Origin of the sequence: Micromonospora musae (assembly GCF_003626545.1) — a bacterium.
Classification (GTDB): Bacteria; Actinomycetota; Actinomycetes; order Mycobacteriales; family Micromonosporaceae; genus Micromonospora; species Micromonospora musae.
Genome location: NZ_RAZS01000003.1, coordinates 733,972 through 746,497, shown reverse-complemented (window position 1 = coordinate 746,497; position 12,526 = coordinate 733,972). Strand labels below are relative to the sequence as shown.

The 12,526-nt window shown below is 71.5% G+C and carries 13 protein-coding genes and 1 riboswitch; of the genes, 2 read left to right on the top strand and 11 right to left on the bottom strand.

Annotation, left to right across the window (positions count from 1 at the left end):
* Positions 1 to 3: 3 nt before the first annotated feature.
* A complete protein-coding gene (locus D7147_RS11495) occupies positions 4 to 1,173 on the bottom strand; it encodes a chorismate-binding protein (protein WP_120676519.1) in 1,170 nt (389 codons plus the stop codon).
* A 147-nt stretch (positions 1,174 to 1,320) separates the two neighbouring features.
* Here D7147_RS11495 and D7147_RS11490 point away from each other — a divergent pair, with 147 nt between their 5' ends.
* Positions 1,321 to 1,521 carry a DUF5999 family protein gene (locus tag D7147_RS11490; RefSeq protein ID WP_120676517.1) on the top strand — a complete coding sequence of 67 codons (201 nt, stop codon included), beginning with the start codon at positions 1,321 to 1,323 and terminating at the stop codon, positions 1,519 to 1,521.
* Between the two features lie 115 nt (positions 1,522 to 1,636).
* On the opposite strand, the gene gcvP is transcribed toward D7147_RS11490, so the two are convergent.
* Entirely contained in the window at positions 1,637 to 4,456 is a 2,820-nt protein-coding gene (gcvP, locus tag D7147_RS11485; RefSeq protein WP_120676515.1) for an aminomethyl-transferring glycine dehydrogenase, read from the bottom strand.
* 76 nt (positions 4,457 to 4,532) lie between these two features.
* A riboswitch (glycine riboswitch) is annotated at positions 4,533 to 4,630 on the bottom strand.
* Between the two features lie 107 nt (positions 4,631 to 4,737).
* Complete coding sequence (locus D7147_RS11480; protein ID WP_120676801.1) at positions 4,738 to 5,595, bottom strand: NAD-dependent protein deacetylase; 858 nt, start codon at positions 5,593 to 5,595, stop codon at positions 4,738 to 4,740.
* Between the two features lie 66 nt (positions 5,596 to 5,661).
* Here D7147_RS11480 and D7147_RS11475 point away from each other — a divergent pair, with 66 nt between their 5' ends.
* Entirely contained in the window at positions 5,662 to 6,312 is a 651-nt protein-coding gene (locus D7147_RS11475; RefSeq protein WP_120676513.1) for an NAD(P)H-binding protein, read from the top strand.
* Between the two features lie 16 nt (positions 6,313 to 6,328).
* On the opposite strand, the gene D7147_RS11470 is transcribed toward D7147_RS11475, so the two are convergent.
* From D7147_RS11470 to gcvH, 8 genes are all read right to left on the bottom strand, one after another.
* Positions 6,329 to 7,012 carry a DivIVA domain-containing protein gene (locus D7147_RS11470; protein WP_120676511.1) on the bottom strand — a complete coding sequence of 228 codons (684 nt, stop codon included), beginning with the start codon at positions 7,010 to 7,012 and terminating at the stop codon, positions 6,329 to 6,331.
* 52 nt (positions 7,013 to 7,064) lie between these two features.
* Entirely contained in the window at positions 7,065 to 8,240 is a 1,176-nt protein-coding gene (locus tag D7147_RS11465) for a globin domain-containing protein (protein WP_120676509.1), read from the bottom strand.
* 2 nt (positions 8,241 to 8,242) lie between these two features.
* Positions 8,243 to 8,641, bottom strand: a complete 399-nt coding sequence (locus D7147_RS11460) for a group I truncated hemoglobin (protein WP_120676507.1) — start codon at positions 8,639 to 8,641, stop codon at positions 8,243 to 8,245.
* Between the two features lie 581 nt (positions 8,642 to 9,222).
* A complete protein-coding gene (locus D7147_RS11455) occupies positions 9,223 to 9,819 on the bottom strand; it encodes a MerR family transcriptional regulator (protein WP_120676505.1) in 597 nt (198 codons plus the stop codon).
* Positions 9,820 to 10,023: 204 nt separating this feature from the next.
* Positions 10,024 to 10,488 carry a bifunctional nuclease family protein gene (locus tag D7147_RS11450; protein ID WP_120676503.1) on the bottom strand — a complete coding sequence of 155 codons (465 nt, stop codon included), beginning with the start codon at positions 10,486 to 10,488 and terminating at the stop codon, positions 10,024 to 10,026.
* Positions 10,489 to 10,671: 183 nt separating this feature from the next.
* The gene (gene ftsR, locus D7147_RS11445; RefSeq protein WP_199716433.1) at positions 10,672 to 11,373 is read right to left on the bottom strand and encodes a transcriptional regulator FtsR; all 702 of its coding nucleotides are present in this window, start codon (positions 11,371 to 11,373) and stop codon (positions 10,672 to 10,674) included.
* 50 nt (positions 11,374 to 11,423) lie between these two features.
* Positions 11,424 to 11,876, bottom strand: coding sequence for an oxoglutarate dehydrogenase inhibitor Odhl (gene odhI, locus D7147_RS11440; protein WP_007071101.1), 453 nt, complete (start codon positions 11,874 to 11,876; stop codon positions 11,424 to 11,426).
* A 214-nt stretch (positions 11,877 to 12,090) separates the two neighbouring features.
* A complete protein-coding gene (gcvH, locus tag D7147_RS11435; protein ID WP_120676499.1) occupies positions 12,091 to 12,471 on the bottom strand; it encodes a glycine cleavage system protein GcvH in 381 nt (126 codons plus the stop codon).
* Between the last annotated feature and the right edge of the window lie 55 nt (positions 12,472 to 12,526).

The window sequence follows — 12,526 nt, the reverse complement described above, 5'->3', positions numbered from 1 at the left end:
GGGTCAGCCGGCGAGGGCGGCGCGCACCGGGAGGCTCTTCGCGGCGGCCTCGGCGACCTCCGCCCACGGGTCGCTGTCCCAGGTGATGCCGCCGCCGGCCCACACGTGCAGCCGCTGGCCGTCGGCGGCGGCGGTGCGGATGGTCAGCCCCAGGTCGATCCGGCCGGGGGCCACCCAGCCGAGCGCGCCCATGCCGGCGCCGCGGCCGACGGGTTCCAGGGCGGCGATCTGTTCCAGGGCGGCGCGTTTCGGCGCCCCGGTGACCGACCCGCCGGGGCAGACCGCGCGCAGCAGGTCGGCCAGGCCCAGCCCGTCGGCGACGACCGCGGAGATCGTCGACTCGGCCTGCCACAGGTCGCACCAGCGGCGTACCGCGAAGAGCTGGTCCACCCGCACGCTGCCGGTGCGGGCGACGCGGGCCAGGTCGTTGCGTTCCAGGTCGACGATCATCACGTGTTCGGCGCGTTCCTTCGCGCTGGCCCGCAGCTCCCGCGCGCCGGCGGCGGTGGCCGGGCGGGTGCCCTTGATGGGTCGGGTGACCAGCCGGCCGTCGGTGAGTTCGATGAGCGTCTCCGGGGAAGCGCAGCCGATCGCCCAGCCCGCGCCGGTCAGCGTGCCGCCGTAGCGGGCGCCGGGTAGCGCGCCGAGCCGGGTGAGGGCCGGCAGCGGATCGCCGGTGTAGCGGGCGGCGGCGTGCCCGACCACGTTGACCTGGTAGACGTCGCCGCGGCCGATGGCCTGGCGGACCGCCTCGACGGCTTCGGCGTGCTGCGTCGGGGTCCAGCTCTCCCGCCAGTCGCCGAGCCGCCAGGGTCCGGCGGCCGGCGGCGGTGGTGGTGGCGGTGCGTCGGTGTGGCCGTACACCACCACGGCGATCTCCGGCAGCGCCGGCGAGGGGGTCGGCGCACCGGCCGGCGCGCCGCCGATCAGCGCGCCTGCCGCGGCCGAGACGTAGAGGGCGGCGCCACAGGGACCGTCCGGGTCGTGGTCGGGGGCGGGGCGGGCCAGGTCGTCCAGCGGCAGGCCGTGCGCGGCGAGGAACTCCTGCACGTCGGCGGCGGGGTCACCGCCGTCGCTGGGGCGCCACTGCCAGCGGGCCCGTTCGACCAGGGTACGGCGGCAGCCGGCGGGCGCCGCCGGAACATCGATCGCTGCTACTGAAAGCGTGTCCACGCCGACTGGCCCATTCTTCCTCGTCCGTTCAGCGGATTTCCCGACTCGCCCGCGTGGACCTGCTCGATGCGGACCACTTTCGCTTGGTACTGTGCGTCACTGGTCATGTGAACCATGACACAGTGCCCCCACAGTCCGGAGAACCCGATGTGCCAGCACCAACCCACCTGCCCCTCCGCCGACGCCGTTGATCGGGAAGCCGCCCGGGTCCTCGCCTGCTTCCATGAGCAGGGCTGGAGCCTGCTCTGCAACGGCGTGATCGTCTTCGAGGACACCGGCGAACTGCTCCCCGACGGCAGCTGCATCGCCCCGCACCGCGGCCCCGCCCGACACGCCCTCGTCGCCTGAGCGACCACACAGCGTCACCGCACGTCCGTCGACCAGGCTAGCCCCGATCCGGGGCCGCCGCGGCCGGGTCGACGACGCCGGGGCGGTGCGATCCGACCGCCCCGGCTCGCCGCGATCAGTCCTCGAACGCCTCCGGCGACGGGCACGAGCAGACCAGGTTCCGGTCGCCGTACGCGCCGTCGATGCGCCGCACCGGCGGCCAGTACTTACCGGCCCGGTCCACCCCGGCCGGGTACGCGCCCACCGACCGCGGGTACGGGTGCGGCCACTCGTCACCGGTGACCATCGCCGCGGTGTGCGGCGCGTTGGACAGCGGGTTGTCCCCCGCCGGCCACCGCCCGGCAGCCACCTCGTCGATCTCCGCCCGGATGGCGATCATCGCGTCGCAGAACCGGTCCAGCTCACCCAGGTCCTCGCTCTCGGTGGGCTCCACCATGAGCGTCCCGGCCACCGGGAACGACATCGTGGGCGCGTGGAAGCCGTAGTCGATCAGCCGCTTCGCCACGTCGTCGACGCTTACCCCGGTCGCCTTCGTCAACGGACGCAGGTCGAGGATGCACTCGTGGGCCACCAGGCCCTTGTTGCCGGAGTACAGCACCGGGTAGTGGTTACGCAGCCGCGCCGCCACGTAGTTCGCGGCCAGCACCGCCACCCCGGTGGCCCGCGACAGCCCCTCCGCGCCCATCATCCGCAGGTACGCCCACGGAATCGGCAGGATCCCCGCCGACCCGTACCGGGCCGCCGAGATCGCCGGCGAGCCGTCGGCCCGCTCCCCCGCCGGGTCACCCGGCAGGTACGGGGCCAGGTGCGCGCGCACCGCCACCGGACCCACCCCCGGGCCGCCGCCGCCGTGCGGGATGCAGAACGTCTTGTGCAGGTTCAGGTGCGACACGTCCGCCCCGAACTTCCCCGGCTTCGCGAACCCGACCAGGGCGTTGAGGTTCGCCCCGTCGACGTACACCTGACCGCCCGCGTCGTGGACCTTCGCGCAGAGCTGCGCGATGCCCGTCTCGTACACCCCGTGCGTCGACGGGTACGTCACCATGATCGCGGCGAGCGTCTCCCGATGCTTGTCGATCTTCGCGTCGAGGTCGACCAGGTCGACGTTGCCGTCCTCGTCGCAGGCCACCACGACCACCCGCATCCCGGCCATCACGGCGCTGGCCGCGTTGGTGCCGTGCGCCGACGACGGGATCAGACACACGTCCCGGTGCCCCTCACCCCGGGCCCGGTGGTACGCGCGGATCGCCAGTAGCCCCGCCAGCTCCCCCTGCGAACCGGCGTTGGGCTGCACGCTGACCGCGTCGTAGCCGGTCACCTCGGCCAGCCACCCCTCCAGCTGGCTGATCATCTCCCGGTAGCCGGTGGTCTGCTCCGCCGGCGCGAACGGGTGGATGTGCGCGAACTCGGCCCAGCTGACCGGCTCCATCTCGGTGGTCGCGTTCAGCTTCATCGTGCACGACCCCAGCGGGATCATGCCCCGGTCCAGGGCGTAGTCGAAGTCGGCCAGCCGGCGCAGGTAGCGCAGCATCGCCGTCTCCGAGTGGTGGCTGTTGAACACCGGGTGGGTCAGGAACTCCGAGGTGCGGGCCAGCGCCGCCGGCAGCGCGGCGTCGACGTCCCCGTCGACCCCGGCCACCCCGAACGCCGCCCACACCGCCGCCACGTGCGCGCCGGTGGTCGTCTCGTCGCAGGAGACCCCGACCCGGTCGGCGTCGACCAGCCGCAGGTTCACCCCCCGCTCGGCGGCCGCGGCGACGACCTCGGCGGCCCGGCCGGGCACCGTCGCGGTGACGGTGTCGAAGAACGCGACGTCCGCGACGTCCACCCCGCCGGCGCGCAGGCCGGCCGCGAGCCGGGCCGCCATCTCGTGGGTACGCCGGGCGATGGCCCGCAGCCCGTCCGGGCCGTGGTACACGGCGTACATGCCGGCCATCACGGCGAGCAGCACCTGCGCGGTGCAGATGTTGCTGGTCGCCTTCTCCCGCCGGATGTGCTGCTCCCGGGTCTGCAACGCCAGCCGGTACGCCCGGTTGCCGTCCGCGTCCTTCGACACGCCGACCAGCCGGCCCGGCAGCATCCGCTCCAACCCCGAGCGCACCGCCAGGTAACCGGCGTGCGGGCCACCGAAGCCCATCGGCACACCGAAACGCTGGGTGGTGCCCGCGGCGATGTCCGCGCCGATCTCCCCCGGCGCGCGCAGCAGCGTCAACGCCAGCAGGTCCGCGGCGACGGTCACCACCGCCCCGGCGGCGTGCGCCGCGTCGACCAGCCCCGCGTGGTCGCGCACCGCACCGGACGCCCCCGGGTACTGCAGGTGCAGGCCGAACAGCTCACCCGGCAGGGGTTCGGTCGCCAGGTCCAGCACCCGCACCTCGAGGCCGAGCGGCTCCGCCCGGCTGCTGATCACCGCGATGGTCTGCGGCAGCGCGTCGGCGTCGACCACGTACACGTTGCTCTTGCTCTTCGACGCGCGCCGCGCCAAGGTCATCGCCTCGGCCGCGGCGGTGCCCTCGTCGAGCATCGACGCGTTCGCGGTGGCCAGCCCGGTCAGGTCGGTGACCATGGTCTGGAAGTTCAGCAGCGCCTCCAGCCGGCCCTGGCTGATCTCCGGCTGGTACGGCGTGTACGCCGTGTACCAGGCCGGATCCTCCAGCACGTTACGGCGGATCACACCCGGGGTGTGCGTGCCGTGGTACCCCAGACCGATCATGGAAACGGCGACGGTGTTGCGGGAGGCGAACGCCCGCAGCTCGGCGAGCGCCTCCGCCTCGGTCGCCGGGTCCGGCAGGTCCAGGGTGCCGTGCCAGCGGATCACCTCGGGGATCGCCGCGTCCATCAACTCGTCGATGGAGCTGTGGCCGACGGTCTCCAACATCCGGCGCTCGTCGTCCGGGCCGGGGCCGATGTGACGGGTGGCGAACTCTGCGGTCATGGGCTGCGCTCCCGGGGGGCGAGGTCGAACAGGTCGGCCTCCCCCTCTGTCGCGCCCCGTGCAGCGCTCCACAGTGCCTGCCCACGAGGTCCTTTTGCCTGAGAGGTTCCGGGGAGGATTTGCCCCTTCGGCGCCGCCCGGGTACAGCTGGGCGGTCTCTCCCCCGTGGGTGTTACCGGCATGGTCAACGCTACCAGCGCTCGGGTTTCCGCCAGATTTCGTACCCCGGCCACGTGATCTTGCGCGCGGGTCCGGCCGGTGCCGTCCCGCGCGGGCGGGCCTCAGCCGGCGGCCACCGGCGTGACCGGCGTCACCGCCGCCGCGCCGACCGCCCGATCGGCCAGCGCGGGCAGCACGCGACCCAACGCCGCGTCCACGGTCAACGACGCGTACGCGTCCCCGCGGGTGGCCCCCTGGTTGACGATCACCACGGGGATGCCGAGCTTCGCCGCCCGCAGCACGAACCGCCGCCCCGACATCACCGTCAGTGACGAACCCAGCACCAGCAGCAGCCGGGCCCGCTCCACCAGGGCGAAGCAGCTCGCCACCCGCGGCGCCGGCACCGTCTCCCCGAAGAACACCACGTCCGGCTTCAACGTCCCCCCGCCGCAGACCGTGCAGTCCACCACGTGGAACCCGGCCTCCTGCGCGTCGTCGAGCTCCACGTCACCGTCGGGGTTCACCGCCGCGACCCGCGCCGCGAAATCCGGATTCGCCTCCCGCAGCCGCCGGTCCAGCTCCTCCCGCGAGACCCGGTTGCCGCAGTCCAGGCAGACCACCACGTCCAGACGACCGTGCAGCTCCACCACCTCGCGGCTGCCCGCCGCCGTGTGCAACCCGTCCACGTTCTGCGTGATCACCGCGTCGACCAGGCCGCCGTGCTGCAACCGGGCCACCGCCCGATGCCCGTCGTTCGGCCACGCGCGGGCCATCAGCCGCCACCCCACGTGGCTGCGCGCCCAGTAGCGGCGCCGCGCCAGCGGATCCCCCGTGAACGTCTGATACGTCATCGGGGTGTGCCGGCGCGCCGCCCCGCTGGGCCCCCGGTAGTCCGGGATCCCCGACTCGGTCGACAGCCCCGCCCCGCTCAACACCACGACACCGCCGCCGCTGACCCGCTCGACCAGCGCGTCGATCATCTCCGTCACGCCTCCATGCTGCCTCAGCGTCCACCGCCGCGCCCACCGGCGGCTAGGTTGGAAGGCATGCGCGTCGTCATCGCCGGAGGACACGGGAAGATCGCCCGCCTGCTGGAACGGGAACTCACCGACCGCGGCGACCACGCCGCCGGTCTGATCCGCGACCCCGACCAGTCCGCCGCGCTGACCGCGGCCGGCGCCCAGCCGATCATCTGCGACCTGGAACACGCGGACGTCACCGAGGTCGCCGGGCACCTCGCCGGCGCCGACGCGGTGGTGTTCGCCGCCGGCGCCGGGCCGGGCAGCGGTGCCGCCCGCAAGGACACCGTCGACCGGGCCGCCGCCGTCCTGCTCGCCGACGCCGCGCAGCAGGCCGGCGTCCGCCGCTACCTACTGGTCTCCTCGATGGGCGTGGAAGGTGAGCCGCGGCCCGGCACCGACGCGGTGTTCGCCGCCTACCTGCGGGCCAAGAAAGCCGCCGAGGACGACCTCGCCGCCCGAGACCTGGACTGGACGGTGCTGCGACCCGGCCGACTCACCGACGAGCGGCCCACCGGGCGGGTCACCCTGGCCCGGCGGGTGCCCTCCGGCGCGGTCACCCGCGCCGACGTCGCCGGCGTCCTGGTCGCGCTGCTGCACACCCCGGCCACCGCCGGGGCGATCCTGGAACTCGTCGCCGGCGACACCCCGATCGCCGAGGCGGTGACCGCAGGCTGACCGGCGACGCCGCCGGTCAGCGCTGGTGGTGTCGCGGCAACGCGGTCTGCTGCGCCCCGGCCGCCACGGCCTGCCCGACCAGGCGGTCGACGGTCCGCGCCAACTGCTCACTGCCGTCGTCGAGATGCCGCGCCGCCGCCTGCATGTGCGAGATCATCATCTCGCCGAAGATCCGCAGCGCCTCTCGCGTCGCCACGGAGTCGTCGAAGCTCGGCCCGGCGTTGCTGCGGTACTCGTTCACGGCCCGCTCCGCCTCCTGCCTCGCCTCCTCCACTGCGGCCTGCATGTAGCTCTCGTACTGGGTACGGGCGTACTCGGCGACCCGACGCGCGTAGTCGTGCGCCTGCGCGATGATCTGCTCCGCCTCCCGCTGCGCCGCGGAGAGGAGGTTCACCTCCTTCGCCGCCGGCATCGGAGTCGCCGTGTTCTTGCTCGGGATCACCCCGTGCCGGTGCAACTCCACCCGGTCGTTGAGCCGCTCGTTCTCCGCGCGGAGGGTCGCGAGCTGCGCCGACAACAGGTCGAGCTCGTCGGCGACCTGCATCCGGAACCGGTCCACGTCGGTGTTGTCGTAGCCGCGGCGGGTGAACGACGCCGAGGAGAACTCCCAGCGGCGCACCCGGTCGGCAGTCATCCGCACCTGGACACCGCCGGACACCTGCTGCATCCCGTCGTACCTGCTGATCGGGGTCGCGCTCACCGCACTGACCTTTCGTTAGCGGCCACGGCCGGCACGAGTCGACTCCTCGCGCTCACCGGGCACCTCGGGAGTTGTCAGGCGCGGACGCATCCAGCGCCGTCCGCCACGCCGGCCCGTACCAGTGCTTGCCGAGCCCCTCGTGGTGCAGCTGCCCCGCGTGGTAGCCGGCCCGAGTCAACGTCTGAACGGAGTGACCGACCATCTCGTCGGAACCGCACACGTACACGTGCCGGGACCGCCAGTCACCGTCGGCCAGCGCCCGATCCGCCGCGTGCACGAACTCGCCAGGCCGCTGCGGGTCCGCACCGACCACGTACGTCACCGTCAACCACGGGAACGACGCGGCCAGTTTCTCGATCGCATCCGTGTCGTAGAACTCCAGCCGCGACCGGGCCCCCACGTACAGGTCGACCCGGCGGCCGGAGCCCTCCGCGGCGACCTGCTCCACGATCGACTTCACCGGCGCCCAGCCGGTGCCGCCGGCCAGCAGCAGCAGGTCACTGGCCCCGGCCGAGCGCAACGTCAGCTGGTCGCCCACCGGCGAGGCCAAGTGCAGGTGGTCACCCACCGCCAACCCGTACACCAGGCGGGACGAGACCACGCCGCCGGGCGCGGCCCGCACGTGCAGCTCCAACGTGCCGTCCTGCCGCGGCGCGTTCGCCGGCGAGTAGTACCGCCACGACCGCACCGCCGGGTGCGACACCCCGATCGACTGCCCGGGCATGAACGGCAGCAGGTACTGCGGACGCAACGTCAGCACCGCCACGTCGAACGCCCGCCGCTCGTGCGCCACGACCTCGGCCACCCACCACGGCGGGGCCACCGCCTCCGCCGCCTGCGCGGCGTCGATCATCACCTGCGACACCAGCCCGTACGCGCCCGCCCAGTCCTGGGCCAGCTCGTCGGTCCACTGCTCGCCCAGGAAGTGCTGCAACGTGGCCAGCAGCGCCTCACCGACGGCCGGGTAGTGCTCGGGGCGCACCGCGAACTTCCGGTGGTCGGCGCCGAGGTCCTGCAGGAACCCGACGAGCCGGTCGACCTGGTCGACGTTGGTCACGATGTGCGCCAACGCGGTGACCAGCCGATCCCGCTGACCGGCCATGTTCGTGGGGAACATCTGCCGGGTCTCGGGATGGTTCAGGAACAACGCCGAGTAGAAGTAGAGCGGCACCTGGTCGCCGTGCGCGGCGACCAGGGACCAGCTCTGCTTGAGCCGTGCGACGTCCACGTTCAGGCGCCCGGACGGTTCCCGGTGGCCACCACCTGGTCCTGCACCTCACCGAGCACCGTACGCACGTGCGCCAGCACGTCGGCCGGCACCCCGAGCTGCGTCAGCACCTCGGTCAGGTGGGCACCCACCTTCGCGTAGTGCGCGACGGGGATGTTCATCGGCTGGTGCGCCTCGGCCAGGCCGCGGCCGGTGTACTCGTTCGGACCGCCGAGGACCACGGTCAGCATCAGCGCCAGGTGCCGGCGCTGGCCGGTCATGTCCACGTCGGTGAAGTAGCCGGCGAGCTCCGGGTCGGCGAGGACCCGGTCGTAGAACAGCTCGACAGCGGCCTTCACCGAGCTGGCACCGCCGATCCGCTGGTAGTGCGAGACGGGGGTGGTCTCTGACGTAACCGTCACGGTCTTTCCTTCCGAAGTGGAGGGGTGGCGCGAGGGGCAGGCGGTCCGCCGGCGCGACGGGTGACGCCCGGTGGGGCGACACCCGTATCCGGGCCAACCGCGTCAGGGACCATAGCGCGTCAAGCCGTTCCGGTCATGGCCCCCCTATCAAATTCCTGACACTGTCCACCACGGGCAGTGACGAAAACCGCTACCTCATGATCAACCAGAGGCGACTGTGACAGCACCCTCCGTGACCGGCATGCGCCGGCCGTCCACAACAGAACCCGCCGACAAACCCGCCCCCCACAGCCGCTTTACCCCCGCTGACCACCGCAGACGGCAGCTGCCCGATCGCCTGACCAGGATCATCCATCCCGCCACAACGGGCTCCACCGCCCGTACGACCAACCCCGCCGAACGGCCGACCACCCGACCCCGCCCACACCCATCTATACGCAGAGTCACCATGAAAATTGCAACAACCATCGGCGCGTCGCACACACCCAACGTCACAGAGCCCACCGGCCCAGCCCCGGCGGACACGAAAAAGGCGGGCGCGTCACCCGACGCACCCGCCACGAACCCGCAGCAGAACCCGCTCAGCCCGCCTGTCGACGCGCCCGCCGAGCCGCCAACTCGTCCCCCACCGACTCCGGCGCCACCGCCGGCTCACCGGCCTCCGCAGCCTCCGCGGCCGGCTCCGCCGGCAGATGCGACAGCGAACCCTGGATCTCCTTGAACGCACCACCGATCGCGATGCCGAACACCCCCTGGCCACCCTGCAACAGGTCGACCACCTCTTCCGGGGACCGGCACTCATAGACCGTCGTACCGTCCGAGATCAACGTGATCCCCGCCAGGTCCTCGACACCCCGCGAACGCAGCGCCTCGATCGCCTTACGGATGTTCTGCAACGACACCCCGGCATCCAACAGCCGCTTCACGACCTTCAACACCACCAGGTCGCGGAACGAGTACAACCGCTGCGTACCGGAGCCCGACGCGTCCCGAACACTCGGCACCACCAGACCCGTACGCGCCCAGTAATCCAACTGCCGGTAACTGATACCCACCGCGTGGCAGGCCGTCACACCCCGATAACCCACCGAACCGTCACTATCCGTCGCCGACCACGGCGACGCCACACCCGGCTCGTCCAGCTCCGTACCCGGATCAGAATTCCGCGGCTCGTGCATCCGGACAACCTCCCCGCCCGTGCGGTGCCGCGTCGTTTCCGGGACGCGACCCCTCGACACGGAAACCCTATAGCGACAATCCGGGGTCACCGCGCAGAAACCGTCGCGACACGCCGCGCAGCCAGATAGAAGATCACCACACGAAGCGTGACGTCACCCACCGTGACGTCCGCAGCCGGCGAGCCACAACCGCCCGCCAACCACTCAGCCCGCGAAATCCTCCGGACGCACCTGCTCCAGGAACTCGCGGAACTTCTCCACCTCGTCCTCCTGCTCATCCGGGATCACGATCCCCGCCTCACTGAGGACCTGCTCGGCACAACGAATGGGAGCCCCCACCCGCAACGCCAACGCAATGGAATCGCTCGGCCGGGCCGACACCCGCACCCCGTCCCCGATCAACAGATCGGCGAAGAACACGTTGTCCTTCAACTCAGTGATCTCCACCGCACGCAACGGCGCCTCAAGCGCCGCCAACACATCCCGCAGAAGATCATGCGTCAACGGTCGAGCCGGCTTCACACCCTGCTGCTCGTAAGCGATCGCCGTCGCCTCGACCGCGCCGATCCAAATCGGCAGATAGCGGTCCCCCTCGACCTCCCTGAGCAGGACGATCGGCTGGTTACTGGGCAGCTCCACCCGAACCCCGACCACGCTCAGCTCGCGCACCGCCGCCTCCGTGTCGTTGTCACCTACGCCGCACCGCGCCCTTCCCTGCACGGTACACGGACCGCGACACGGCCGTCCCACGCGCTACCCGCACCACGCCCGCGCCAGAAAGGGGTTACCCCAGCAAGCCTACGACACGCTTCCCGAGAGAGATCTTTCCGCACACCGCCCCGACAACCGGCATCACCGGCCCAACGTCGAACGCAACCCGACCCGCACCAACGCCGCATGCAACTGCTGCGACAACGCCACCAACTCCCGCGCCGTCTCCGCAGCCCGCGCCCGCGCCGCCGGATCACTCTGCCGCACCAACGGCGCCACCAACTGCGCGAACAAACCGACCTCCCGGTCCGCCGCCGTCCGATAACCCCGCAGATGCCGCGGCTCCAAGCCGTACGCCGCCAGACCCGCCACCGCCCCAGCGATGATCAACGCGTCCCCGTCGTACCAACCCGGCGGATCAGACACCACCACACCGAGCCGCTCCAACTCCGCCAGCGTCGACTCGTCCAACCCACTACGAGCCAGCAGATCCGACCGGCCGAGCCGCACCTCCGACGACTCGACCGGCTCATCCGCCTCCCGACCCGGCACCTCACCACCCGGGCCGACCGCCACCAACGTCGGCCGCGACCGACCCGGCACCGCACCACCGGCATCCCACTCGGCCAGCTGCTCCCGAATCACCCGCAACGGCAGATACTGATCCCGCTGCGCGGTCAACACGAACCGCAACCGCGCCACATCGTCCCAGCTGAACTTCCGGTAACCAGCCGCCGTACGCTGCGGCTCGACCAGCCCCTCAGCCTCGAGGAAACGCAACTTCGAAATCGTGACGTCGGGGAAATCCACCCGCAACTGACCCAGCACCTCACCGATGCTCATCAGCGGCTGGGACCGGGCCGCCCCCGGTGACGTGGAGGCCGCAGGCTCGTTCACCCCCGGCCGGCCTCCTCCTCCGGACGCGGACCGGCGATGAACACCACCCGGAACTTCCCGATCTGAACCTCGTCACCATTGCTCAACGTGGCCGCCTCGACCCGCTCCCGGTTCACGTAGGTGCCGTTCAGGCTCCCCACATCACGAACCGTGAACGTCCCACCATCCCGGTGGAACTCCGCGTGCCGCCGCGACACCGTCACGTCGTCGAGGAAGATGTCACTGTCAGGGTGCCGGCCGCTGGTCGTCACATCGTGATCCAACAGGAACCGGGCCCCGGCGTTCGGACCACGACGGACCACCAGCAGCGCCATCCCGGGCGGCAACGAACCGGACATCCGGCTCGGCACCACATCGGTGTCCGGCCCCTCCAGCACTTCGTCGAGCGAACCGAGATTGAGCGTCGAAGTGACGTCGAGCGGGGGGAACTCGTCGTCTGGGCGCGTCATGGGACCACCTCACGGATCTGTTCGGTCGGCGTCGGGTAATGGCGGGTCTGGCCGCCGGGCAGTCGCACACCCGGCGGCTGGCTCCCCGTGCCCGGGAAGGCAATTCCGCAACGCTCAACTATTGGGTTCTCGGTCGACTGGGCGAGCCTAGCCAGCGCCGAAAAGCAGGGCAACCGGACGCGCGGACTCAACAAGCGCACCGGATCAAGCTCACTCAGCTCTCGGTCAACTCGCGGTACGCGCCCGCAGTAAGCAGCCCGTCCACCGCAGTCGGATCATCCGGCGTGATCTCCACCAACCAACCCGCACCGTACGGGTCAGTGTTGATCACCTCCGGGGTGTCGCCGAGCGCCTCGTTGCGCGCGGCCACCGTACCGCTCACCGGGGAGTAGATCTCCGACACGCTCTTCGTCGACTCGATCTCACCCAGCGACTCACCGGCCGCCACCACCGCCCCCGCATCAGGCAGCTGAACGAACACGATGTCACCGAGCGCGTCCTGCGCGAAGTGCGTGATGCCGACCCGGACCACTCCGGTGCCGTCACCCGCCACCCACTCGTGCTCGGCGGTGTATCGCAGGTCATCAGGAATCACAGACGCGTCCTTCATCCATCGCGCCACGGGCACCCGCCCGCAGCGGCCACGCCCG